General features: G+C 39.5%; 20 protein-coding genes and 1 rRNA gene. 16 read left to right on the forward strand and 5 right to left on the reverse strand.

Going from position 1 to position 24,428, the window contains the following annotated elements; all coding sequences use genetic code 11:
- Positions 1 to 229: 229 nt before the first annotated feature.
- Together K5Q58_RS16440 and nadE are read left to right on the forward strand one after the other, a co-directional pair.
- Positions 230 to 1,534, forward strand: coding sequence for an inosine/guanosine kinase (locus K5Q58_RS16440; protein WP_220754987.1), 1,305 nt, complete (start codon positions 230 to 232; stop codon positions 1,532 to 1,534).
- A 191-nt stretch (positions 1,535 to 1,725) separates the two neighbouring features.
- Positions 1,726 to 2,556, forward strand: a complete 831-nt coding sequence (gene nadE, locus K5Q58_RS16445; RefSeq protein ID WP_220754988.1) for an ammonia-dependent NAD(+) synthetase — start codon at positions 1,726 to 1,728, stop codon at positions 2,554 to 2,556.
- Here nadE and K5Q58_RS16450 read toward each other — a convergent pair.
- Complete coding sequence (locus K5Q58_RS16450) at positions 2,553 to 3,158, reverse strand: DUF6942 family protein (protein ID WP_220754989.1); 606 nt, start codon at positions 3,156 to 3,158, stop codon at positions 2,553 to 2,555. The genes nadE and K5Q58_RS16450 overlap by 4 nt on opposite strands.
- Before the next feature lie 116 nt (positions 3,159 to 3,274).
- On the opposite strand from K5Q58_RS16450, the gene K5Q58_RS16455 reads away from it, so the two are divergent.
- Positions 3,275 to 4,777, forward strand: a complete 1,503-nt coding sequence (locus K5Q58_RS16455) for a carboxylesterase (RefSeq protein ID WP_220754990.1) — start codon at positions 3,275 to 3,277, stop codon at positions 4,775 to 4,777.
- Here the strand turns inward: K5Q58_RS16455 and K5Q58_RS16460 are convergent.
- Both K5Q58_RS16460 and K5Q58_RS16465 read right to left on the reverse strand, forming a co-directional pair.
- Entirely contained in the window at positions 4,755 to 6,947 is a 2,193-nt protein-coding gene (locus tag K5Q58_RS16460; protein WP_259651372.1) for a diguanylate cyclase, read from the reverse strand. The genes K5Q58_RS16455 and K5Q58_RS16460 overlap by 23 nt on opposite strands.
- A 126-nt stretch (positions 6,948 to 7,073) precedes the next feature.
- Positions 7,074 to 7,979, reverse strand: coding sequence for a helix-turn-helix transcriptional regulator (locus K5Q58_RS16465; RefSeq protein WP_220754991.1), 906 nt, complete (start codon positions 7,977 to 7,979; stop codon positions 7,074 to 7,076).
- Positions 7,980 to 8,275: 296 nt separating this feature from the next.
- Here K5Q58_RS16465 and K5Q58_RS16470 point away from each other — a divergent pair, with 296 nt between their 5' ends.
- From K5Q58_RS16470 to K5Q58_RS16520, 11 genes are all read left to right on the forward strand, one after another.
- Positions 8,276 to 9,880, forward strand: a complete 1,605-nt coding sequence (locus K5Q58_RS16470; RefSeq protein WP_220754992.1) for a sigma 54-interacting transcriptional regulator — start codon at positions 8,276 to 8,278, stop codon at positions 9,878 to 9,880.
- 196 nt (positions 9,881 to 10,076) lie between these two features.
- Positions 10,077 to 12,116, forward strand: a complete 2,040-nt coding sequence (locus K5Q58_RS16475) for a TonB-dependent siderophore receptor (protein ID WP_220754993.1) — start codon at positions 10,077 to 10,079, stop codon at positions 12,114 to 12,116.
- Between the two features lie 3 nt (positions 12,117 to 12,119).
- Positions 12,120 to 13,571 (forward strand): ATP-binding cassette domain-containing protein, encoded by a 1,452-nt coding sequence (locus tag K5Q58_RS16480; protein ID WP_220754994.1) that lies wholly within the window; start codon positions 12,120 to 12,122, stop codon positions 13,569 to 13,571.
- Positions 13,568 to 14,296 carry an energy-coupling factor transporter transmembrane component T gene (locus K5Q58_RS16485; protein WP_220754995.1) on the forward strand — a complete coding sequence of 243 codons (729 nt, stop codon included), beginning with the start codon at positions 13,568 to 13,570 and terminating at the stop codon, positions 14,294 to 14,296. The genes K5Q58_RS16480 and K5Q58_RS16485 overlap by 4 nt, the downstream gene beginning before the upstream one ends.
- A 25-nt stretch (positions 14,297 to 14,321) precedes the next feature.
- Positions 14,322 to 14,864 carry a core component of ECF transporter gene (locus tag K5Q58_RS16490; protein ID WP_220754996.1) on the forward strand — a complete coding sequence of 181 codons (543 nt, stop codon included), beginning with the start codon at positions 14,322 to 14,324 and terminating at the stop codon, positions 14,862 to 14,864.
- A 2-nt stretch (positions 14,865 to 14,866) separates the two neighbouring features.
- Positions 14,867 to 15,664 carry a DNA-binding protein gene (locus K5Q58_RS16495; protein ID WP_220754997.1) on the forward strand — a complete coding sequence of 266 codons (798 nt, stop codon included), beginning with the start codon at positions 14,867 to 14,869 and terminating at the stop codon, positions 15,662 to 15,664.
- 12 nt (positions 15,665 to 15,676) lie between these two features.
- Positions 15,677 to 15,919, forward strand: a complete 243-nt coding sequence (locus tag K5Q58_RS16500) for a hypothetical protein (RefSeq protein ID WP_220754998.1) — start codon at positions 15,677 to 15,679, stop codon at positions 15,917 to 15,919.
- A gap of 488 nt (positions 15,920 to 16,407) precedes the next feature.
- Complete coding sequence (locus tag K5Q58_RS16505; RefSeq protein WP_153916452.1) at positions 16,408 to 16,674, forward strand: DUF4212 domain-containing protein; 267 nt, start codon at positions 16,408 to 16,410, stop codon at positions 16,672 to 16,674.
- A 10-nt stretch (positions 16,675 to 16,684) separates the two neighbouring features.
- Positions 16,685 to 18,403: a sodium:solute symporter family protein gene (locus K5Q58_RS16510; protein WP_220754999.1), complete on the forward strand. Its 1,719-nt coding sequence runs from the start codon at positions 16,685 to 16,687 to the stop codon at positions 18,401 to 18,403.
- Between the two features lie 230 nt (positions 18,404 to 18,633).
- On the forward strand, positions 18,634 to 20,508 hold the full coding sequence (locus K5Q58_RS16515; protein ID WP_220755000.1) for a DUF294 nucleotidyltransferase-like domain-containing protein: 1,875 nt from the start codon (positions 18,634 to 18,636) through the stop codon (positions 20,506 to 20,508).
- 3 nt (positions 20,509 to 20,511) lie between these two features.
- Positions 20,512 to 21,201: an exonuclease domain-containing protein gene (locus K5Q58_RS16520; RefSeq protein WP_259651373.1), complete on the forward strand. Its 690-nt coding sequence runs from the start codon at positions 20,512 to 20,514 to the stop codon at positions 21,199 to 21,201.
- 151 nt (positions 21,202 to 21,352) lie between these two features.
- Here the strand turns inward: K5Q58_RS16520 and K5Q58_RS16525 are convergent, their stop codons facing one another.
- Positions 21,353 to 22,426 carry a ketoacyl-ACP synthase III gene (locus tag K5Q58_RS16525; RefSeq protein WP_220755001.1) on the reverse strand — a complete coding sequence of 358 codons (1,074 nt, stop codon included), beginning with the start codon at positions 22,424 to 22,426 and terminating at the stop codon, positions 21,353 to 21,355.
- Between the two features lie 63 nt (positions 22,427 to 22,489).
- On the reverse strand, positions 22,490 to 23,161 hold the full coding sequence (locus K5Q58_RS16530; protein ID WP_220755002.1) for a GntR family transcriptional regulator: 672 nt from the start codon (positions 23,159 to 23,161) through the stop codon (positions 22,490 to 22,492).
- A gap of 157 nt (positions 23,162 to 23,318) precedes the next feature.
- Between K5Q58_RS16530 and gmhB the strand changes: the two genes are divergently transcribed.
- Positions 23,319 to 23,870, forward strand: a complete 552-nt coding sequence (gmhB, locus tag K5Q58_RS16535; RefSeq protein ID WP_220755003.1) for a D-glycero-beta-D-manno-heptose 1,7-bisphosphate 7-phosphatase — start codon at positions 23,319 to 23,321, stop codon at positions 23,868 to 23,870.
- 449 nt (positions 23,871 to 24,319) lie between these two features.
- A 16S ribosomal RNA gene (locus tag K5Q58_RS16540) occupies positions 24,320 to 24,428 on the forward strand; the annotation flags it as partial.

Here is a 24,428-nt window from a genome sequence, read left to right on the forward strand (position 1 = left end):
CCTAAGTTATGTGTTAAGCAACAGTATCTGATTGCTGTTGTTCATAAAAAAGCCTGCATTGCAGGCTTTTTTATGGCATAAATAAAATCACCGTCACAAAAAGAAACAAAGATAGATATCTATCTTTGTGTTGATTGTTTTTGTGTTAAAATTAGCGTTTGTTAATAAGCAAAATGCCGTATTTATTCATTATCCCTTTTAGCACGGATGCCTACTCAGAGAGTTTAAGATGAAGTTTCCTGGTCAACGCAAATCTAAGCATTATTTTCCTGTCAATAACAGAGACCCATTACTGGCTCAGTTAACCCAACAAGAGCAGTCGGTGTCGACTTATATTTGTGGTATCGACCAAACCTTGGTAGATATTGAAGCTAAAGTAGAAGACGAGCTTTTAAGCCGTTATGGTCTTCCAAAAGGGAACTCAACCCTCATTGATGACCAACAAGCCCATGAACTTTACCATGAGCTAAAAAGCAATGAGATGATCAGCGATGAGTTTGCTGGCGGTACCATTGGTAATACAGTACACAATTATTCCATTTTGGCTGATGACCGTTCAGTGTTGTTCGGTGTGATGAGCCAAAATATCATGGTAGGCAGCTATGCTTATCGCTACCTTTGCAATACCTCATCAAAAGTTGATTTGAACTATCTGCAACCTGTTGATGGCCCTATTGGTCGTTGTTTCACGCTTATCTCTGAAGACGGTGAAAGAACCTTTGCCATTAGTAAAGGCTCTATGGATAAACTCACTCCTGAGTATATCGATCAAGAAGTTGTGCAAAAAAGTTCAGCTTTGGTGATCACTGCATATTTAATGCGTGCCAGTGAAGGCGACGGTATGACATCAGCAGCAATGAAAGCGATTGAATATGCAAAAGCTGCGGATGTACCAGTGGTACTAACCTTAGGTACTCGCTTCTTAATTCAAGAAGATCCTAAGTGGTGGCAAGATTTCATCCGTGAAAATGTGACTATTTTGGCGATGAATGAAGATGAAGGTGAGGCGTTAACTGGATTTAGCGATCCGTTACTGGCAAGTGATGCTGCGCTTGAGTGGGCAGATATGGTGCTTTGCACCGCTGGCCCACTAGGTTTATATACTGCAGGTTACGCTGAAGATACTGAAAAGCGTGCAACCAGCCATATACTTCTTCCTGGCGCTATTCCTGAATTTAACCGTTACGAGTTCTCTCGTCCAAAGTTAAAAGCAGATTGTGAAACACCAATTAAAGTGTTTGCACATATTTCTCCTTACATGGGCGGCCCTGAGTTAATCAGAAATACCAATGGTGCAGGAGATGGTGCATTAGCGGCGTTATTACATGATTTATCGGCCAATACTTTCCATAAAACAAACGTGCCGGGATCGAGCAAGCATCAGCGTGATGGTCTGTGTTACTCATCGTTCTCACAAGTATGTAAATACGCTAACCGCGTCGCATATGAAGTGCTAGCCCAACACAGTCCAAGACTTTCTCGCGGTTTACCAGAACGCGAAGACAGTTTAGAAGAGTCTTACTGGGAAAGATAAATCAATATTTGATGAAAAGGCGGCCATAGTGATATGGCCGCCTTTTTTGTTTTCTCGCTACAAGGTAAATTAGCGCAACTTGCACTTGTACCTGCGGTAAATTTCAGTAGGATGTTTGGGTAAATTGATTAACTACCTCATTGTAAGTAAATCAAGCCTATTTAAACTCGCGGTAAACTTGGGAGAGCATTGTGAAGGGACAAATCTTAAGAGAAATGAAAGTACTTAAGGCGATTGAACCAGCTTATGAAGTTGAACGTCGTGTGGCGTTTTTGAAGACTAAATTGGTTGAAGCTCATGCTCACTGCTTAGTGCTTGGTATAAGTGGTGGTGTTGACTCTTCCGTGACGGGTAGATTATGCCAGTTGGCAGTTGATAGTTTAAACGAATCAAATCCTGAACAAGCTTATCAATTTATTGCAGTGCGTTTACCTTATCAAGTACAAAAAGATGAAGATGAAGCGCAGTTAGCTTGCCAGTTTATTAAACCAAGCAAACAGATCACTGTGAATATTGCTGACGGAGTTGTTGGGGTTCACAATGCAACAGTAACAGGCTTAGAAGATGCCGGCATCACCGTTGCTGGAAATGATAACCTTGATTTTGTCAGAGGCAATGTCAAAGCGCGTATGCGTATGATTGCTCAATATCATATTGCTGGTTTAACGGGTGGCTTAGTGGTTGGTACTGATCATAGTGCTGAAAATATTACTGGTTTCTATACAAAATTTGGCGATGGCGCTTGTGATTTAGCCCCGTTATTTGGTTTAAATAAGCGTCAGGTACGTCAATTAGCTAGCTTTTTAGGTGCGCCAGAGGTGTTGGTGATTAAAGCGCCTACTGCCGATTTAGAAGACGACAAGCCACAGCTTGAAGACGAAGTGGCGCTTGGACTAAGCTACGATCAAATTGATGACTTTCTAGAAGGCAAATCAGTTGATGAAAGCGTTGAGGACAAGTTAATTGCGATTTACAAACGCACTCAACATAAGCGTCAGCCAATTCCAACTATTTATGATTAAACGAAAGACTTTATATATTGTCTTAGCTCGGAAATGAGCTGATTAGGAAACTGACGATAATCTAAGTATGGCGCAATAAGTATCTGCTTATGCGCCATTATTTTTTGTTTATCGCCCAGCACTGTGACGGTCTGATTATCATTTAAATGAGCCAACGGTTCAATACGAGACAAATCGTCAAATGCTTGCTGACCACAAATAATATGTATCTTAGCGTTTGAACAGAGTTTCTCAGACTTAATGTGCAGAATGGTTTTTAGCCCAGAACCGTTGACACTCAATACTTGGTTTCTGTGGTTGCGCCAGCTTTCAGGCTTGTCATCTGATACGGTGATTTTTGCCATTATCGTAAAAATTTTACGCCAATGATTGCCGTTCAATTCGATCACTTTTTCAATGTCAACATCGGCACCAATATCAACATTAACTTGGTGTTCTAGGTTTAAACATATCCCCGAATATAGAGCGCTATTAAAATTTGGCATTAGCGGGGCGTTAGGCAGGTAGAAGGCAATTTCTGGATTATCCACACCTATTTTTAAACCATACTTTTTATCGTCATACAGGTCAGATGTCATGTTAATATCTGTTAATTCAGTCATTTTTGTTAGATTATCATTATTGTAGGCTAGACTCTAATAGAGTATTCACCAGCGTAAATCAGAGCAGTTATCAATTTGATTCACATAGTTAGTTTACCCACTTCAAGGATAGATGAATGAAAGCGCTCGTAATTGGCTCAACTAAGCAACTACTATTCTTTGCTGTATACGGTCTCATTGGCAGTATTATTGTTTTTCTAGCCGCTGTGGTGTGGTTGCTTAATGCTCGCTCAGAACTTGATCTTTGGCATACCACCGAACTGAAACATGAATATCATCAACAATCTGGTTTAAAAACTTTTAATGAATATATTGCACTAGAAAATGACTTATTCAGCGAACTTGAAAGTAAGATTTATCAAACTTATCAGCCAAGTAAGTCTTCTTTAATTAATCGCTACGAAACAAGTAGTTTATCAGATCCTAGAATGTGGAAAACTAACTGGAACCGCACATTTGAGTGGTCTAATCCCTCGGCTGAATATGGTGTGTTGTTAATTCACGGCATGTCTGATTCACCTTACGCGATGTCTCATATAGCTAAACATTTTCGAGATTCGGCTTATGTGTTAGGACTAAGACTACCTGGCCACGGTACCATTCCTGCAGGTTTAACAGATATTACTTGGCCAGATCTTGCCAGTGCAGTAAATCTTGCCACTGAACATATGAAAAGTAAGCTTAATGGCAAGCCTTTATATGTGGTTGGTTTTTCAACTGGCGCTGCGCTGGCATTAAATCTAGAGCTGGAAAATAGCGTTAAAACTGTTTTATCTACTCACTCTAGTGAGCCATTAGCAATGAAGTCTGTATACTCAGGGATGGTCTTTATCTCACCTGCTATCGGGCTTCAGCCTATAGCTGCTGGAGCAAAGTGGCAAGCGTTGCTAGGAAATGTGCTAGGTTATGAAAAGTTATTTTGGAATAGTATTTCTGCGGAGTACGATCCATTTAAATACACTTCATTTGCCGTGAATGCAGGTGATGTTGTTTATCAGTTATCACAGCGAAATTATCAAATCACCTCGACTATGAATAATGAGCAATTAAAGTCATTACCGCCGATACTCACTTTTCAATCGTTAGCTGACGATACTGTGTCTTCTACTGCTGTAGTGGAGCATTTATATCAGTTTTTACCTTCGAGTAGGCATGAGTTAGTTATATTTGATATCAACCGTAACCCTAATAATCGTCAATTGATTGTGAATGACCCAATGGAGGAGATGGCACCTTTATGGCTAAATAACGCCATGGATTATAGATTAACCTTGATTGAAAATGACATTGAACGCGAGCACTATGTACAAGAAACTAAGGTTCAAAACACTATTACCGATAAAGGAAAGAGCCAAACCTCTGAACCATTAAAGCTTGAATGGCCGCGAGGAGTTTACTCACTTTCTCATGTGGCGTTACCATTTCCTGAGTCGGATCCCTTATATGGACCTCATTATCAAAAAGAAAATGCACATATTCAAATTGGCCAAGCAATATTTACAGGTGAACGGGGATTATTCGGTATCCCTGCATCTGAAATGTTAAGACAAAAGTGGAACCCTTTTTATCCTTATATGATTGAGCAAATTGAAGGTTTTATTGTGCCTTTTGCTCAGTAACCTGTTCGTTAATCACATTAATAATGACTTTGTTTCTGCCTTGTTCTTTGGCGGCATAAAGATTGTCATCAGCCACTTTTATCCAAACATCGATATCATTCGAAAAGCTTGCGTTAGCAGTAATTGCTCCAATGCTAGTAGTGACAGAAAACTGCTGTTCACTCGTAGGAGAGGTTATTACAACCTCTGATAGTTTTTGTTTGAATTTATTTAAGTGTTGTTCGATTTTGAGCGCATTTGATAGTGGCAGGATCAGTAAAAACTCTTCACCGCCGTATCGAGCCACAATATCAGTATCACGTTTAAATTCATTTTTTAGTAACCCTGATACCACACGTAAACATTCATCACCAGCTAAATGCCCATAAGTATCATTCACCTTTTTAAAGAAATCTAAATCTAAGATGACTATAGTAATGGCATGTTCTCCACGAAGGCAGAAGTCTAGTACGGCTTCAAATTTATCTTCGGCAAAGCGACGATTCTTAAGCCCTGTGAGCGGATCTTCTTCGACTAACGATAGTAACTTTTTATTGGCTTGTTCTAGTTCATCGGTGCGAATAGCTACCGTTTCTTCCAATTCGAGTTGGTGCTTTAACAAAGCCCGTTTACTGGCGGTTAAACTCTGGTATAAATTAAACACTTCTTTGGAAGAGTTTTCATCGATGACTTGGCTTTTAATTTCTTCATTGCTCATTTGCCCAAATTGATTAGCGACAATTTCTAATGGAGCTGTGAGTAACTGACACACTTTTCTCGATATAAAAGAAGTGAGAATAATTGAGATAATAAGCAGTATAAATGTGCCCAACATTTGGCTTTCAGCCGTTTTTAATAATGGGGAAAGTGGCTGAAGTACATATAGTTGCCAACCATTATTTAATTTCTTTTTGGTATAAACATATTCATGCGAGGTTGCTTCTAAATTATTAATTTTAATTACATCTAAAGTGATGTGATACTGACCTTTATCATTTGAGTACTTAAAATCTTCGTGTTCGGTTAATCCAAGCTCCGATGTAGCATAAATAACGTGATTATTATTATCGACTAAAACAAGCAACTCTTTATCGCCATAGTTATTTTTGCTATCAATACTGGAAAAAAAGCGTAAATCTAATGATCCTTCGATAATGCCTGCGGCTTTGGTTGCGTTGTTGCCATGGTAAAAAGGTGCACTAATGGCAATTATTGAATCGTTACCAAACCCTCGACCTTTAAATACAGGTGATACATATACCTGATGATTGTGAAATGATTCAATGAAATAGTCTCTATCTTTAATCGACATATCTTTGATGTCTCTATTTTCATCTAACATCATTACACCCGGACTTCCTGCAACTACTTTTGCTTCGTCATTAGCGATAAGCATGGTGATAAAGCTTGGGTAATTGTTGTGCAACTTACTCAACATGGGTTGCCATTCATTGCTGCTTGTATTCGCTAAACTGAGAAAATTTGCTGCGTACTCGACGACTCTTTTATGGTTTTCAATATATTGCTCGGTTGCAGAACTGAGGTGCACAGCTGTTTCAGTTAAGTTTCGATGTAAAAGTGTTTGCTGCTTTTCTAAGAATAAATAATTGAATGTTAGCGCCGAAATTAACAAGCATAATGTAAGCATTAATGTCATGAAATAGGTGACTTGGTCATTAAAAGAACGGCGAGTTCTAGCGATACTTCGACCATTGAATTGCCATAGTTTCGGAATCAATACTATAAGTAATGAAGCCAAACTAGCGTAGATTAATCCATTAATCCCTTGTTTAATAATAGCAAAAGGCATGTGGCTGCCTGGTAGGTCACTAAAGGTTTTCATATAAAGGTAAGTCAATGGCATACCGATAGTGAGCCAGTAGAGTGCGCTACCATATAATGGATATAAGCCTTTTCTACGAGAGTAACCAATGAAAAGTACTTCGACACTGAATATTAAGTAGACGTGAGGACTCCCCCAAGTAAGCATTAAACCAGAAGCACTCAATAGAGCAGTGATTAAGGCATACCATGGGCCTAAGATGACAGCTGAAATAATGCTAAAAGTATTTCCGATCACCAATTGAACATTGGCAAAAATGGGAATGGGGTAGCAATTGATGATAAAACCGAGCACACCTAAAATAAGCGCAAAAAGAAGGTGTTGTGGATTAATGGTTTTGGTATTCAATGAATCATCCTTGTCATTATTATAAAAAAATACTACCTGCCTTATTCTGCGAGTACAAGTCTTTGACGTGTTTAGGGTGATTTTGTTTTATGCTTTATTTAATGCAGCGATTACAGTACTTAATTGTTACTGACCTCGCCAAAGCAGCTCGCCACTTTTCGTTAACTGATAGCCCGATAATAAATTGGCGAGTTGTGTCGTTTGAGTTTGGTTTAACAAGTTAATTAATGCTTGAAGTTGACGTCTAAAAAAGATGCTTTGTGACATAACAAAGTCGAATGATTCGGTCAGTTTAGGGATGAAGTGTAAGCCACTTTCGGCAGCAACAGCTTGGCAGCCAAAGCCAATGTCAGCATTATTACGAGCAATATAGCCTGCTAACTCACGCTCAGATTTCGCTGTGGCGGTGTAAAGTAGTTCATTTACATTAACATTTTGCTCTGTTAACCATTGTTCTAAGTGTCGTTGACTGCCTGCGCCTTTTTGGCGTGATACCCATCTTAGTGGTTGTTGTGGTACAGCTATATTACTTTCAAAAAGTGAAGCCATTTCTTGTCGCACCATTAAACCTTGATGGCGCTCATAGCCACTGACCAATATCCATTGCTGATGATTAGGGTAGCTTTTTAATAATGAAAATAAGCTATCACGGTTACCGTGCTCGCTTTCCCAGTGAATACTGCAAACATCAGCATAGCCACGTGAAAGTAACTCTAAACCTGACTTTGAACCCGTTGAGCTATAACTGATTATTTCTTGGTGATCACCTTCGGACATTAACTGTGCAACTAACATCGACAGTAGCGGGTCGTCACTACCCGTGATATGCATTCTGTCGGACAACATACCACTGTGACATGAGTCCATAAGCCATCTATCGATTAACACTTTGGGAAATAACCATTTCCCCGTGACTTTTGTCGCGGGTAAAATACGATGGTTTGCCATTGAGTAGACTTTTTTCTCGTTTAAATCCAAATATTCAGCAACTTGCTTAGTGCTCATATAAATGATGTTTGAGTCAGCGAGCATAGTAATCCTAAAGTAAATGGAATCGATAGAGCTAAATATAATTACAAGCTAGTGTAATTATTGCTGTTTCAGTTGCAAATTAACATACAAGCAAAAGTTGATATTTGTGGGCAAGGTTGGATTTCTTGCACTGGAATTGACTATTAACTTTGCGATGAAACCTGTTCGCATTATCTTTAAATAATAAGTATTAATAAATTATTTTTGTCCATGGTGTTTGTGAATAAACAAGGCTGAATATTGCTAATGCTTAGAGCCTTTTATCTTCCGATACAGCTTGTTTGGGAACAACACCTTTGAATAAAACATCACAAGCTATAAAACCCCTTGACGCTGCCGTATTGGTGATAGAGCCAAATGTCAGTGTGTGGCAAAAGGTAGAGCCGACATTATCTCAGCACTTTGGATTGGTTCAATATGCTAGAAGTGTTGAGTTAGCCGTGGTGAGTTACAGGCGCTTTAGTTTTAATCTGGTTATTATTGATATTAAGCAAGTGTCTGCATTTTGGCAGGCCTTAACTGAAAAGAATAATCAGTCTAGTTTTGTTCAATTAAATCAAGCTAAGTTAAATAGCTTTCAGTCTAATCACTCTCAACCTAAGCTCATTCAGCCAGAGAACATAAAACCAAAGTCCATTAAGGCAAAGCCTATTAAACAAGAGTTTATTCAATCTAAACCTCATGAGCCTAAATTTATAGAGCCTAAGTTTATTGAACCTTATGAAAATTATAACTTTAATGTTTATTCAGAATTAACTGAGCAGCAGATATTTCCCAAAGACTTTATGGTTTTGAGCCGTATTGTTGAAGCTGAAGATGTACTCAGTATGATGCGGTTGGGCGCAAAAGACGTTATCAGTAAGCCTATTAATGTTTCTCGTCTTGAATCTGTTATTTCACGCTGGTGTGTAAACCATCAATGTAAAGCCCAAAACAATACTAAGGTTTCTAGCCTGAAGTTGGATAAACATATCGGCGACAGCAAAGTTGCTGATGCCATTCGTTTAAATATCATTAATGCCAGTATCAGTGGCAAACCTTTGTTAATTGAAGGGCAGAGCGGTACCGGGAAAAAACTAGCAGTTCGACATCTACAGCATTTATCGGTTAATAAAAGCCAGATAATTAATATTGATTGCCGCTATGAAGCGCTGTTTAATCTGGATAATTTAAACCTTTATCAGCAGACAGAGCTTGGCAAGTTGAGTCTTGAGAAAACTCAATCTACCTTAGTTGTTTTTAACCATATCGATGAGATTTCAGTGTCTGGTCAAATTGCCTTAATGCAGTTGTTATCTTCTTCTGAACTAATCAGTAACCCACAATTTCGGCTCATCAGTTTAAGCTGTTCTTCACTGTTAAAACGGGTTCAAAGCGGGGTATTTTCCACAGAGCTTTATTATCAACTTGCAGGTATTAATATGTACTTAGCGCCACTAAATGAGCGCGCTGAAGATATTTTATTGTTGGTTAAGTATTTCACTAATCAATTAATCACAAACAGTGACTCTAACAGGGAAGTGCTACTTAATCGTTTTCAAGCTTGGCGAGTAACGGACTTTCAAAGTCTGACTGAGTATTGCTGGCCAGGAAATATTCAAGAGTTAAAGAATACGGTAGAGCAATGTTTGTTGATGGACCTATTGCCGAATGAATTTTTTAAACAAAATCCGCAAACGGACTGCCTACAAACCCAAAGGCAGGAAAAAAATGAGCTGCCTAGTTCAAGCCAACATTTCTTTCCCGTAGATTGGGATTTAAAACAAATTGAAAAAGCCCACATTTTACGGGTTGTGAACCTCTATCAAGGTAATCGGTTACTTGCCGCTGAACATTTGAATATCTCTCGCAAGACAATTGATAGGAAGCTGAACGAATGGGCAGAAGAGGGCAATGCCTAATAGTTATTCGTTATAACAGTTATTTACCGAACAATTTCAAAGGACATTTTGTCCTTTTTTTGTTTTTGGTTTTCCATTTTTTAGGCTTTTGTGGTTTCAGCAGTAGTTTTTAAGGCTTCTTGTTGAGTGTTGACTAAGTGGAAGTAACAATGCGCGCAACAAAAATAAGACTTTCCAATTAGGACGTTGCAGCAAAATGAACTTTATCAAGCCATCCCATAAGTCACTACATCTTTCAATCTTATCAATTGCTATTTTAGCCAGTTTTAACGTACATGCAGAAAAGGTTGAAAGAGATCCTATTCTCAATATTCAAGAAGTGATCGTCGTTAAAGGAGAAGGTCCAACTGCTGCTCAATCTTCAATGACTCACTGGGATATATCAAGAGAAGAAATTGAGGCATCTGGTGCTCAAAGTCTTGATCTAATTCTGGCAAATGTACCAGGCATATATGTACGAGTTGGTGGCCAAGGTGCACCAAGGGTGGATATTCGTGGTTTTAAAGCTCGCCATGTTATTTACTTAATTAATGGTGTTCCAGCAAATGATGCTGAAGATGGGCAATTCGACCCAAGTGTTATTCCTGCATCACAAATTGAATCAGTTGAAGTGTCAGTTGGCCCAACGTCTGTTCTTTACGGACCAGGTGGTGCTGGTGGTGTGATCAATATTATCACTCGACAAGGCGATAGCTCTCCAAGTGTATCCGGTAACCTTGAGTTCGCAGAAAATGACACAATAAATGGCAATGTGAACTTAGCCGGTAGCGGTGAAAAGTGGCAAGGTTTTGCCAGTTATAACCGCCAGCAAACTGATGGATTCCCTATGTCATCAGATTTTGAAGACACGGATGAGCAAAGTGGTGATACACGTTTAAATGCTGATAAGACTGTCGATAACTTTTACGCCCAAGGAAGCTACTTTGTTTCTGATGAAACGATGTTGACCGCAAATGTGAACTATAAATCTGGTAATTGGGGTAAACCAAGCACGGATGGCACTGGAACCAGTAAATCTAAGTTTGAACGAGTTGATGATTTTGAAAGCACCATTGTTCAGTTAGGCTTTGCACATAAGTTTTCTGATAGTCTCGCATTACGAGGCTATGGCTATCATAACGAGAGTCAGGTATTTGAAACAGTCTATACCAGTAGTGATTACAGCGATATCGATTCTACGCAAGATGGCATATCAACGATGCAGGGCGGGAACTTACAGCTGATTGCAGATTTTGATACAGCGGGTTTATTAACAGGGTCAATTATTAGCGAAAAGCAAACTTGGGAATCCGTTAATTACGAAGCTAATGCAAGCAGTGCCTCTATTCTTGGCAGTGGCAGTGGCAGTGGCAGTGGTTCGGGTTCTGGAAGTGGCGATGGTTCAGGTTCAAGTGATGATTTTAATAAGGATGGCTGGCTAAATACGCTGGCCGTCGAATATCAGTACCAGAATGACGGTAAGTACGGTGTCACTATAGGTGGTGCGGCTCACAGTCAAGAGCGTGATGATGCTGACGATACTAATTACTCGGCGCAACTTTCTAGTTTTTGGCGAGTGACTGACGACAGTAAATTGCATGCAGGTATTGCTCGTAAAGTGCGTTTTCCATCATTAAGAAACCTTTATGCACAATCATCAGGTAACAGTGAGTTAGAGCCTGAGGAATCATCACATGTTGAGTTAGGTCTGAATCAAGGATTAGCTTATAACACCAGTTTAGATATTACCGGCTATTACACTGACGCTGAAAACTACATTGCCAAAGACAATGACGGTGTTTATCAAAATATCAGTAACTACGCGTTTAAAGGTGTCGATTTTTCAGTCAGAAACGAATACTTCGATGACTTAGATTTGACGGTGTCTTACAGCTATTTAGATGCTGAGGATTCTGATAATGATCTTATGAACGAATTAGAGTATCGACCAAAACATCAGTTTAGATTTCAAGGCCTTTATCAATTCGATTTTGGTATGAGTGTAAACCTGAACGTCGAATATATTGCCGATCAAATTTATTACACCAGTGAGAAAATATCAGGCGAAACTGTTTCAGTTAAAAATGAGATGGACAGTTATACCTTGGTGGACATTAATTTAGTGCAGCCATTGCTGGTTGATAATTTAGAAGCTTATATCAGAGCGACTAATCTACTTGATGTTAATTACTACCAAAGTGAAGCGCTTCCTCAAGCAGGCAGACAGATCTTTGTTGGCATTAACTGGCAGATATAGTCCATGACATTATTGGCATTGCATGAAGTTGTTTTTAGGCAATATTCAGCAACTGAAGACTTGTTTCATCAGCTTAACTTTTCAGTTTCAGCGGGTGAGTGCCACTGTATTTGTGGTGTCACAGGTGCTGGCAAATCGACGTTGTTACAACTCATGGCAATGCCAAGTGATTTCGATTACCAAGGCGAGGTAATACATCACTCTGAACTTCGTTTGGGCCTAGTGATGCAAGATCCCAACGTGCAACTCATACGCGAATCTATTGGCGCTGAAGTTGCGTTTGGTTTGGAAAATATCGCTATTTCTGCTACCGAAATGATTGGGCAGGTAGAGCAAGCATTAAAGCTAGTTGGACTTGATTTACCACTAGATTCTTTAGTGATTAATTTGTCTTTAGGGCAAAAGTATCGACTGATGCTGGCAGCTCAACTGGTATTAACCCCCAATCTAATACTCATTGATGAGCCGTGGGCGCAGCTTGATAATGTAGGTGTAAAAGAACTTGTTGATGCACTTAAAAGCCTAATTGACAGTGGTGTCAGTGTGATCATGACAGAACATCACTCGGGGGCTTTTGCTGGGATCATCGATACATATTGGTTATTAGATAATGGCTTATTGAAACAGCAAGACTCAGGGCCAAAGCAAGCTAAAAGTGTCTGTCCTTTCACAAGAGCTAAAGTTAAAGCTATTTTGCCAGTGAATGATGCTGCTACTCAAAAGTCACCAAGCATAGCCGATACTGATAACACAGCAACAAAACTTACGATTTTTCCGCTAACTATTCAGTTCAAAGATGCTCAGCCATTACTCCAAATCAAACAAACCTTACATGCCAACTCTGGAGACCTGATAGGTGTATTTGGTGAAAATGGCTGTGGTAAATCAAGCTTACTGAATCAAATCGTGGGTATTGATAACAGCAATCAAAGCGACATTTTGTTTTTAAATAAGCCTATAAAACTCGGCTCTTTTGGCAAAGATCTTGGTTTTTTAATGCAGCGTCCGTCAAGGCAGTTGTTTGAGATGACTGTTATGCAGGAACTTGAATTTAGCCTCAAACGTTTTGGTCTGCCTTTAGCTCAAGCAAGCGAGATATTAACTCAGCTTGAAATCAGCCACATAGCACACCAATCTCCTCATAAACTTTCCTACGGACAACAACATTTGGTTGCTTTGGCTTCAGTGCTTTGTATTAAACCGAAATTGTTATTGTTAGATGACCCCTTTGCAGGCCTTGATAACCGATATTTCTCTGAAGTAATTGAGGTGTTAAAGCATTTTTTACATCAAGGTGGAGCCATTATTGTCACTAGTCATAGACCGATACTTGAGAACTTAATTAACAAGAGCTGGCAAATAACAGATAGAGAGTTAACCGAGCAGTTATGTAACGTATCAGGCTATCAAGAGTTGGTGATGAGTTCAGCAAGGTTTCAACAGGTAAATCTATGAAAAAGATTTACTCTCAACGTTGCTGCCATGACAAGTCAAATCTGCCACCAACTGCATCGCTTCCTATTGTTGATATGTCTTCAGATATTAGTCAGAGGTTAAGACAATCTAAAAATGCTCAATGGATATGCGGATTAGCCATTATTTTTAGTATAGCTTTATCTAGCAGTGCTTTTTTAGTGCCAACAGAGCAACTCGTCTATTTAGTGCTAACCAACCTAGGTTTGCTTATCCATGCATGGTTTCGTAAAGCTCGACTAACACCACTACTTAAATTATTTGCGATTCAATCAGTCATGACAGTGGGGCTCTACTTTTTGTTTTATGGCAGTGACAGGGTAATAGAAGCGATGATAGTGGTGTTAAGGATTATTTTAGTCATGTTGCCAAGCTGGTGGCTAGCTAGCACCCAAACTGCGCAGCATATGAGCCAAATTTTGTGTTTGTTACTACCGAATAAATGGGCATTTGTGATTACGACTTCTATTAAGTTACTCCCCTTTATCACCCAAGAAGTAAGAGATATTTACCACATCCAGTGTTTACGTGGCGCGCATATTGCCCCAAAGAATTTGGTTAATCCATTTAATTGGGCAGAGTTGATTCGTTGTGTGTTATTTCCATTACTCATTCAGTTACTTAGTTTATCTAAACATATCGCTAAATCCGCACAACAACGACATTTTGATAAACACAGTAAACATACCCATTGGCCATTACATTAGTTACTTAAACAAAGAGGATTGATAAATGAAGCAAGGCTTCACTTTACATAATGCATTATTCATTGGTTTTTGTGCCACGCTGCTGGTAGCCATTAAAAGCATGATGAGAATGAAACTGGGATTAACGGGCCATTCGATGTTTTTAATGAGCTTATTTTATTTAGTGTGTTACGGCGCAACGAATAAAGTTGGCGGCATGACGCTATGTGGCCTGCTAGCGGGCATGTTAGCGATGATTTTAGGCGTAGGGAAAGGTGGTCCTTTTATATTGTTGAAATTTGCCTTACCCGCTTTTGCGATGGATATTGCATTGATATTTATGGCTAACTTACTCACTTTACGCTGGCGCTGCATCCTACTGGCTATTATCGGCAGTATCGCTTGGGCGAGTAAATCTTGGATACAGAATTTATTGGTTGGAATGGATCCGCAAGTCGCATTTATCCAATTTGGGTTAAGCAGTTTAAAAGGAGGTGGCTTTGCGATTGCCGCAGCTTTACTTGTGCCAATAATTATTACTCGTTTGGATGCTCATGATTTAATAACAAGAAATAGGACGCCGCAATAATGATGAAAACGTGGTTAATTTGTATTGACGATACAGATGATATTGGCACTAAAGGTACTGGTGAAATTGCTGAAGAAATATTGAGTTTGTTAATGTCAAAAGCATTTAACGAAGAAGATATTGGTCAATATAAGCAGGCGTCATCTCCAACATGGGTAACTCGACATCAGTTATTTGTTCACCCAGATATACCTTATACCTCTCATAATAGTGCGATGTGTTTTGAAGTGACGACTTCACAATCGTTAGCTGAAATAAAGGATATTTGTGTTGTTCATTTAAAAGCTGAAAGTGCACACGCTGCAGATCCAGGTTTAGCGATTATTGAAAAAAGCCAGCTAGCCACTAATGATATACAGAGACTGATGACATTCGGGTTTGAGTCCAAGCAGCAGGTTAAAACCAAGTCGGATGCATATGAATTAGCTGCCGATATTGGTATCGACTTATCAGAACATGGCGGAACAGGGCAAGGTGTCATTGGTGCCATAGCGGGCATTGGCTTGAGGCTTTCAGGACGAGACGGAAGGGTAAAAGGTCAACTAGATGTCGGCTTACCTGATTCAAGGTCAGAATTAGCGGTAACGGTAGGAAAAATCAAACAGCTAACAGGATTGGACGAGATAATTGAGCTAAATGGATTTTTACTTAATGACAATGAAATCGTCCATGTTAAAGGAAAAATCAAAGCCGTCATGCAGAACCATCAGTTTGCTTTGTTAGTGTATCAGCAGCGAGATGAACTGACAGGTGAGCCTCTTTGGCGTAACGCTTTAAAGCAGCATTTGAAAAAGTATTAATGGGTAGGAATTATGACTAATAACACGTCTTTTAATCGAGAAAATTGGTTTTATCTAAAAGAAGGGCATTGGGTATTCCGCTTTACTAATGACGATATCGATAAAGCCCAACAAGCTGCATTTTCTTGTAAGCAGTTCATGGAAGATGATGAAGATGAAATGATTGATGATGAGTTGAGAAGCTGTTTTAATTGTATGAAACGTCGCTGGCTTATTGAAAGCTTTGAATGCCGTGATGTGACAGCCTTTTCTTGATACCGCTACGATTTGTCTTGATGCAGCTTCGCTATAACCTCTTTCTTTTACCACTTAATAATTGGCAGAAAGTTTAATGGGAGTCATTTATTGTGATTCCCATTATGAATAACTATAAATTTCTTGAATAATAAGTAACTTATTCGCTTAGCCATCCTTTTCCTTTCGTTATTTATCACTTTTATCACTCTAAAAGTCGTTTAAAGTCGCTTCAAATTGTTCATATCCCTAACATTCCGTTTGCTACTTTCTTGCTAAGTTCTTTTCTTTTTATGCTTTTCTAATTCGACCTTGGTCTAAACAGTGCTCGATGTAATATTTGAAAATATTAAGTAAATAGTTATGTAAGTTATTGAATTAAAAGTTGTATATTTGCTTTTCGCAAATCTGTTAGAAGACCTCTTTAGACTAAGGTCGTGATTGTGGTCACATTTTGAGTTGCTAGATTAACTATCGACTTTAAAAATAATTAGCACAGGGGAGTCACAATGGCTTTTGAAAATGAAGACAAGGCAAATGGATATTGGAGCGAAAACTTACGATTAGTTTTAAAACTACTCGCAGTTTGGGCGTTTGTATCTTTTGGGTGCGGCATTTTATTAGTGGACGTACTAAATGAAATTACCTTTATGGGGTTTAAGTTAGGTTTTTGGTTTGCACAACAAGGTGCCATGTATGTGTTTGTTGCACTAATTTTTGTGTATGTAGCGAAAGCGAATGCTTTAGACAAAAAATATGATGTACACGAAGACTAAGGAATAAATCATGGATGTTCAAACGTTAACTTATCTTATTGTTGGGGTCACTTTTGCCCTATATATCGGTATTGCTATTTGGTCTCGTGCTGGTTCAACTAAAGAATTCTATGTTGCTGGTGGTGGGGTTCCTCCAGTCATGAACGGTATGGCAACTGCAGCAGATTGGATGTCAGCGGCATCATTTATCTCGCTTGCTGGTATCGTATCTTTTACAGGTTATGACGGTTCAGTTTACCTAATGGGTTGGACGGGCGGCTATGTTCTGCTAGCGCTATGTATGGCTCCCTATCTACGTAAGTTTGGTAAATTTACAGTGCCAGACTTCATTGGTGACCGTTATTACTCACAAGCTGCACGTACTGTTGCTGTTATTTGTGCCATTTTCATCTGCTTTACCTATATTGCAGGTCAAATGCGTGGTGTAGGCGTCGTGTTCTCTCGCTTCTTAGAAGTCGATGTAGAAACGGGTGTGTACATTGGTATGGCAGTGGTGTTCTTTTATGCGGTTTTAGGTGGCATGAAAGGGATTACTTATACTCAGGTTGCTCAGTACTGCGTACTTATCTTTGCCTTTATGGTTCCAGCCATTTTCATCTCAGTGATGATGACAGGTCATATTTTACCTCAAATCGGTTTTGGTGCTGAAATGGTCGATGCAGCAGGCAACGGTACGGGGGTGTACTTACTTGATAAGCTCGATGGATTGTCGGCAGAACTCGGATTTGCCCAATATACTGAAGGCTCGAAGAGCATGATTGATGTGTTCTTTATCACTGGTGCATTAATGTTCGGTACGGCTGGTTTACCTCACGTTATTGTTCGCTTCTTCACTGTGCCTAAAGTTAAAGATGCACGTGTTTCAGCGGGTTGGGCATTAGTATTTATTGCGATTATGTACACAACAGTCCCAGCATTAGCAGCGTTCTCTCGTGTAAATATGATCGAAACCATTAATGGCCCAGATTCAACCGGCGTTTCTTATGAATCAGCACCTGAGTGGATTAAGAACTGGGAAAAAACAGGTCTTATTACTTGGGATGATAAGAATAATGATGGCAACATCTACTATACCAATGGCGATGCCAATGAAATGAAGATTGACCGCGATATCATGGTTCTAGCGACTCCTGAGATTGCATCACTACCAGCATGGGTTATTGCATTAGTTGCAGCGGGTGGTTTAGCGGCGGCACTTTCTACTTCAGCAGGTTTACTATTGGTTATTTCAACTTCAGTATCCCATGATTTATTGAAGAAGAATTTAATGCCTGATATTTCTGATAAAGAGGAGCTCAAGTACGCTCGTATTGCAGCAGGTTTAGGTGTTGTGATGGCAGGTTACTTCGGGATTAATCCACCAGGTTTCGTGGCTGCGGTAGTGGCGATTGCATTCGGTCTTGCTGCATCATCACTGTTCCCTGCGATTATTATGGGTATCTTCTCTAAGACTGTGAATAAAGAAGGCGCTATTGCAGGTATGTTGTCTGGCCTACTATGTACAGCGGCTTATATTGTTTACTTTAAGTTCGTTAATCCAAGTGCCAACGTCAGTGACAACTGGTTCTTAGGTATCTCACCTGAAGGCTTTGGTCTGGTGGGTATGTTCATTAACTTTGGTGTCGCATTTGCTGTAACTAAAGTGACTAAGAAAATACCTGATGATGTGGTTGCAATGGTTGAGTCGATTCGTTTCCCTAAAGGTTCAGGTGAAGCGCACGACCACTAGTATGAGTTGTTAATCGACTAGCATTAACGACCTTGTTAATGACTTCACTAAAAAGGGCGCTTCGGCGCTCTTTTTGTTTGTTTCATCTAGCCATAACAATAAGATTATAGACGCGAAATTTCATTCACTAACCTTAAAGTCGAATAGAGCCAATTTTAAGATCTACGTATAGTTAACACAGTTTAGCGAGAATAATTTACTGTTTTAAGCAGTGTAAGCATGAGGCCAATATGAAAGATGCCAGTGAAATTCAGCCTATTTTGCAGTTTATTCATGCATTGATCCCGTTTGATTCTTTATCTGAATCAAATCTCGTACGTTGCTGTCAGCAACTCACCATTGGTTATTACAGTAAATCCAACAAAATGGTTCCTCTAGATGAAAACCATCCACAGCTATACATTGTTAGAAGTGGTGCGTTTGAGGTCAGAGATGAGCAAGGCGAATTACTCGATAGGTTAGGAGAAGGAGATTACTTTGGTTTCCCATCTCTATTGTCGGGTGAAAAAGTCAGTAATCAGGTACAAATTTTAGAAGATAGCTTGGTATATCACCTCGATCCTGAGACGTTTAATTATCTTAGAAATGAAAGTAGAGTTTTTGACCGCTTTTTTAATCGTGCCTTTGCGAAAAGAATGCGTCATCAAGCAAGGTTTAAAGCGAAAGACTTAACCACGACCAGTCGCGTTAATAGTTTGATGTCAGCAGACCCCTTAAGTATTGATTGCCATGAAACCGTCAGCGAAGCCGCAAAAAAAATGCGCCTAGCTCGAGTATCTTCTGTATTGGTGATAGATAACAATAAACTGATAGGCATTTTAACCGATAGGGATTTACGCAACCGCGTTTTAGCAGAAGGCTTTGATGGCAACTTAGCTGTTCATCAAGCAATGACGGCGGCCCCTAAGACTTTGGCTGCCAATGCATTGGTTTTTGAAGCCATGTTATTAATGAGTGAGCACGGTATACACCACTTACCCATTTTAGCTGAACCTCCCATTGATGAAAAAACACAACCGTCTGCGGTAGGTATACTGACCAGTACCGATATTCTTCGTGGCCAAAGCTCACAGCCTTTGCTGTTAATTGGTGAAATTGAAAGGCAACAAGACATTGAATGTTTGATCAATGTCAGTAAGCAGATCCCTGTTTTACTGCAAAACCTAATTAGTGCAGATGCAAGAGCTGAAGAAGTTGGTCGTGTATTGACCTCGGTAACAGATGCGTTAACGCGAAGACTGATTATTTTAAATCAGCAGTTATTAGGCGCAGCGCCAATGGCATTTTGTTGGCTAGCTTTTGGGTCTCAAGGCAGGCAAGACCAAGCAGCCTGTAGTGACCAAGATAATGGTTTATTACTGGCGCATGAACCAGATGAACATGCTAAAGGTTATTTCAACGCATTATCCCATGCGGTTTGTGAAGGTCTTGATAAGTGTGGTTATATCTATTGCCCTGGCGATATCATGGCGCAAAATCCTAAGTGGCGTTTATCACTTGATAAATGGCAGCAGCATTTTGAGCAATGGCTAAATGCACCTGAGCCCAAAGCCTTAATGCACGCGAGTATCTTTTTCGATATGCGTGCCGTTTATGGCCCACAAAATTTGTTCGACCAATTGCAGCAACACGTATTAGAGCGCACAAAGGGTAATGATATTTTTTTAGCTGGAATGGCAGGAAACTCCCTAGTTGAATCGCCGCCTTTGGGCTTTTTTAGAAAGTTTGTTCTTGAACGAGATGGCAGCGAAGTCAAAGGTATGGACTTAAAGCACAAAGGTGTCGCACTCATTAATGATATTGCTAGGGTGTATGCGTTAAGTGCTGGGATCACTGAGGTAAATACCCCGAAACGTATCCGAGCACTTATGGATGCTAATATTATTAACCGTAAAGATGCACTTAATCTTGCAGATGCCCATGAGTTTATCGCTCATATGCGCCTAGCTAATCAAGGCGAGCAATATACCAGTCAGCAAGAGGCGACGAATTATTTAAAACCTCAACAATTGTCTTCGTTAATGCGTCATCAATTGCGAGATGCTTTTAAAGTGGTTCATGATGCGCAATCAGGTCTCAGAATGAAGTTCATGCGGAGCTATTAATCTGTGAATGAACTCTGGCTCAAAACGCGGCTTTATTTTGAAACTTTCGGTCAAAAAGATCAGTTGTCTGAATATCAGCTACATTGTTTAAGTGTGATTGATAAACCCATCATCAAAGCTCCTTTAATGGCTATTGATTTAGAAATGACGGGCTTAAATCCACTTCAAGACCAAATTATTAGTATTGGTATCGTTCCTATTGAACCAAGTCTAATTCCTTTATCAATTCCGCTTTCAAAAGCGCAGCAGGTAATGATAAATATCGATGGTAGTGTCGGTCAAAGTGCGGCGGTGCATGGTATTATTGATAATCACTTATCGAATGCTCTTAGCTTAGAGCAAGCCATGGAATGGTTTATTGAACAAACAAAAGGACATATATTGGTTGCACATCATGCGCCAATGGATATCGGTTTTTTACAATCTCATTTATTAAAAAGTCATAATAGAGCTATTAAACTTCCTTATATTGATACCTTAGCACTAGAAAAGCAGCGATTGCTTCGCCAACATGATGTGTTAAAAGAGGGGAGTTTACGCCTAGATGCATGCAGGCAGCGATATGGTTTACCTACGTATTCTGGGCATGATGCTTTAATTGATGCATTAGCCTGCGCAGAGTTACTTGTCGCGCAACTCAATTCTGTTGGCGATATTAACAAATTGTCAGTGTCAGAGTTTATTTCAATTTAAACTGGTTTATTCAAGCTTTTTTATATAGGCCGCTTTTATAAGCTGTTCATTACAGGTTTTTCCATACCGCTTGCCCAGTTTTAGGCACAAAAAAACCAGCATTATGCTGGTTTTTAAATCTGTTAGATGAGTTAAGTTTAATTAACCCAGTTTATTTTTCTTTATTACAGAAAAAGTCAACCGCCGGTTTAATCAACTCTAAGGCTGAGACCTCACACGGTGGTAGTTCAGCTGTTGGAGGATTAATTGGTTGAGTACGTTGCCCCCATTTCAGTAATAACGCTGCAGAAGTCAGTCCTGCGCCAAAAGCACAAGATAAAATCGTTTGGTCAGCAGTTATTCGGCCTTGATCTAACGCATCACAAATTGCGATAGGAATGGTTGCAGCTGAGGTGTTACCGTAGTTTGCAATATTCACGAATGCTTTTTCTTTCGGGATTTTCATTCGGCTGATTAACGTATCAATAATACGTTCATTGGCTTGATGAGGGATAACAAGATCAACTTCTTCCTTAGTCATCTCACAATTAGCAAGCACCTTAGTACTTAAGCCCCCCATGCCATGGATTGCACGCTTAAAGACTTCTTGTCCATTTAGATTAATATAGAAATCTAAAGATGAAGAATCAAAACGATCCATCTGGGTACCAAAACCTGAATATAAAATATCACGAGCAGCAGGATCATTGTTTAATTCATAACCTAATACACCACCAGGTTCGTTGCTGGCTTCAATAACAACAGCACCAGCGCCATCTCCGAATAGCACTGCGGTTTCACGACGTGACCAGTCTAGGTAGAAAGATAAGCGCTCTGCACCTATTACTAATATCTTTTTATTTTGGCCGCTCTTAATCATTGAGCTACCCATGCCTAAAGCATATAAAAATCCACTGCATGCAGCGTTGATATCAAATGCACCACAGGTAGCGCCCACATTCGCTTGAACTGTTGATGCTATATTTGGAATCAGCGTATCAGGGCTCGCTGTTGCTAAAATGATTAAATCTAATTCGCTTCCATCAATACCTGCTGCTAGTAGTGCGTTTTTTGCAGCTACTGTCGCAAGCTCAGATGTATTCACATGACTGATATGTCTTTCGCTAATGCCTGTACGAGTTTTAATCCACTCATCAGACGTTTCCATAAATGTGGCTAGGTCATCATTGGTCAATGTTGCTGGTGGGACACATTTTCCCCAACCGGTAATATGAGCATACTGCATGTGTTTATCTCTCAAATAAAATTTAAAATTGTTTGTTAAAACGACATTAGACGAGTGTGCAAATTATTTAATTTGCTGAATCACCAATTTTTTAATTGCTTTTGCGGCATGTAAAATATGCTCGCGTAAAAGCTGCGTCGCTTTATCGATATCTTTGTTTTTACATAACTCGAATAGTGCGCGATGTTCTCGCTCAGCGGTGGGAATACCACCTGTTAACAATAGCTGTAAGCGAATATAGCGATCACAGTTGTTATTCAGTCCATGGACAACTTCGAGTGTATGTGGTTTGTTTGCGGCTTCGTATAAACAGGTATGAAACTGAGTATTGAGTTCGCTCCATGTTGCGACGGAGTCTTGTAACTTTAATGCCGACTCTAATTTAGCTAGAACTGCATCAGCCTTATTGAAATCTTCTTCTCGCAAATTGGGAATTGCTTTTGCGAGTAAATCAGTCTCAATCATAGCCCTTAATTCAAATAATTCTGTGACTTGTTCTACAGAAAGTTCAGTCGCAGTAGCGCCTTTATGCGCTTCAAACTTAACTAAGCCTTCCGCTTCAAGTTGAACTAACGCCTCGCGTACTGGAATACGACTTACATTGAGCTGTTCAGCAATTGCAGACTGTCTTAGAGGTTCGCCTGCTTCTATATAGCCAGACAAAATACGCTCTCTAAGCACTTCAACAACTGCTTGGGTTCGTGTTTTATGAATTATTGGTTGTATTTGACTCATTACTTCTTAATAAATGCCACAAAATATCTACGGAAGGGTAACCTTTACAGAATGCATTATAAAGTACAACCGCAAAAAATGTACCTTTTATAATACAAGTGCATATTTTTCTCAGTAATGGGATAATCACGCTAATAAAGAATTTAGGAGTAGTACCGTGAATAAAGCCGTTTTTTTAGATCGTGACGGAGTCATTAATGTTGATAAGGGCTATGTGCACCTTGTGGATGACTTTGAATATATCGAAGGGGTTTTCGAAGCTTGTTTAGCATTTAAAGAGATGGGTTATAAAATTGTAGTCGTGACAAATCAGTCAGGTATTGCTCGTGGCATGTATTCAGAAGACGAATTTCATCATTTAACGGAGTGGATGGACTGGAACTTTGCAGATAAAGGTGTCGAGTTAGATGGTATCTATTACTGTCCGCATCACCCTGTAAATGGTTTAGGCGAATATAAGCAGGATTGCGATTGTCGTAAGCCTAAACCTGGAATGATGCTAGATGCTGCCGCGTTCCTTAAAATAGATATGGCTAACTCTATAATGGTGGGTGATAAAGCTGATGATATTCGTGCAGCTAAAGCTGCGGGTATTAACACTGCAATATTAGTTCGCAGTGGCAAAGTGGTCGATGAGGCAGGTTTAGAGCTTGCTACGACAGTCGTAAATAGTATTGCTGATGTACCAGCTTATATTAAACAACTATAATTTGATTAGATTAAAGCGCCTTTAAATTGTCTTAAAAAGTCATGAATACGCCTATTTTGATGGTTTTTAGGTCGAAACGTTTAAAAAATGTGCTTTTGAACTGTTTTTTATAAATAAATTTATAAAAGCACTTGCGGGATAAAATGATTTCCCTATAATGCGCAACCACTGACACGGAACAAGGCGTCTAGCGCTAGTTACCGAGTCCGCTCTTTAACAATTTATCAAGTAATCTGTGTGGACACTCACAGGTGTTGAGTTAATCGAAATTGCTTCTTAGGAAGCAATCAAAATTATTATCAATATTTTCTGAATCACGTAAGTGATGAGTGTTCATAGCAATATGTAACAAACAGGATGTAGATTCTTCCGAGTCTGCATAATGTAATCAGAATTCATTGAGCCGAAACTTCTCTTTTATTTATAAGAGTGAATGTTTCAAAAAACTTTAATTGAAGAGTTTGATCATGGCTCAGATTGAACGCTGGCGGCAGGCCTAACACATGCAAGTCGAGCGGTAACAGGAAGAAAGCTTGCTTTCTTTGCTGACGAGCGGCG

The sequence above is a fragment of the Shewanella sp. KT0246 genome, assembly GCF_019654955.1.
Lineage (GTDB): Bacteria > Pseudomonadota > Gammaproteobacteria > Enterobacterales > Shewanellaceae > Shewanella > Shewanella goraebulensis.

Excerpts from the sequence above, each read along its gene's own strand:
- K5Q58_RS16480 (WP_220754994.1), top strand. The coding sequence starts at position 12,120 with ATGACATTATTGGCATTGCATGAAGTTGTTTTTAGGCAATATTCAGCA.
- K5Q58_RS16465 (WP_220754991.1), bottom strand. The coding sequence starts at position 7,979 with ATGCTCGCTGACTCAAACATCATTTATATGAGCACTAAGCAAGTTGCT.
- K5Q58_RS16490 (WP_220754996.1), top strand. The coding sequence starts at position 14,322 with ATGAAGCAAGGCTTCACTTTACATAATGCATTATTCATTGGTTTTTGT.
- K5Q58_RS16510 (WP_220754999.1), top strand. The coding sequence starts at position 16,685 with ATGGATGTTCAAACGTTAACTTATCTTATTGTTGGGGTCACTTTTGCC.
- K5Q58_RS16485 (WP_220754995.1), top strand. The coding sequence starts at position 13,568 with ATGAAAAAGATTTACTCTCAACGTTGCTGCCATGACAAGTCAAATCTG.
- K5Q58_RS16530 (WP_220755002.1), bottom strand. The coding sequence starts at position 23,161 with ATGAGTCAAATACAACCAATAATTCATAAAACACGAACCCAAGCAGTT.
- K5Q58_RS16495 (WP_220754997.1), top strand. The coding sequence starts at position 14,867 with ATGAAAACGTGGTTAATTTGTATTGACGATACAGATGATATTGGCACT.
- K5Q58_RS16440 (WP_220754987.1), top strand. The coding sequence starts at position 230 with ATGAAGTTTCCTGGTCAACGCAAATCTAAGCATTATTTTCCTGTCAAT.
- K5Q58_RS16505 (WP_153916452.1), top strand. The coding sequence starts at position 16,408 with ATGGCTTTTGAAAATGAAGACAAGGCAAATGGATATTGGAGCGAAAAC.
- K5Q58_RS16455 (WP_220754990.1), top strand. The coding sequence starts at position 3,275 with ATGAAAGCGCTCGTAATTGGCTCAACTAAGCAACTACTATTCTTTGCT.
- K5Q58_RS16450 (WP_220754989.1), bottom strand. The coding sequence starts at position 3,158 with ATGACTGAATTAACAGATATTAACATGACATCTGACCTGTATGACGAT.
- K5Q58_RS16500 (WP_220754998.1), top strand. The coding sequence starts at position 15,677 with ATGACTAATAACACGTCTTTTAATCGAGAAAATTGGTTTTATCTAAAA.
- K5Q58_RS16515 (WP_220755000.1), top strand. The coding sequence starts at position 18,634 with ATGAAAGATGCCAGTGAAATTCAGCCTATTTTGCAGTTTATTCATGCA.
- K5Q58_RS16475 (WP_220754993.1), top strand. The coding sequence starts at position 10,077 with ATGAACTTTATCAAGCCATCCCATAAGTCACTACATCTTTCAATCTTA.
- K5Q58_RS16525 (WP_220755001.1), bottom strand. The coding sequence starts at position 22,426 with ATGCAGTATGCTCATATTACCGGTTGGGGAAAATGTGTCCCACCAGCA.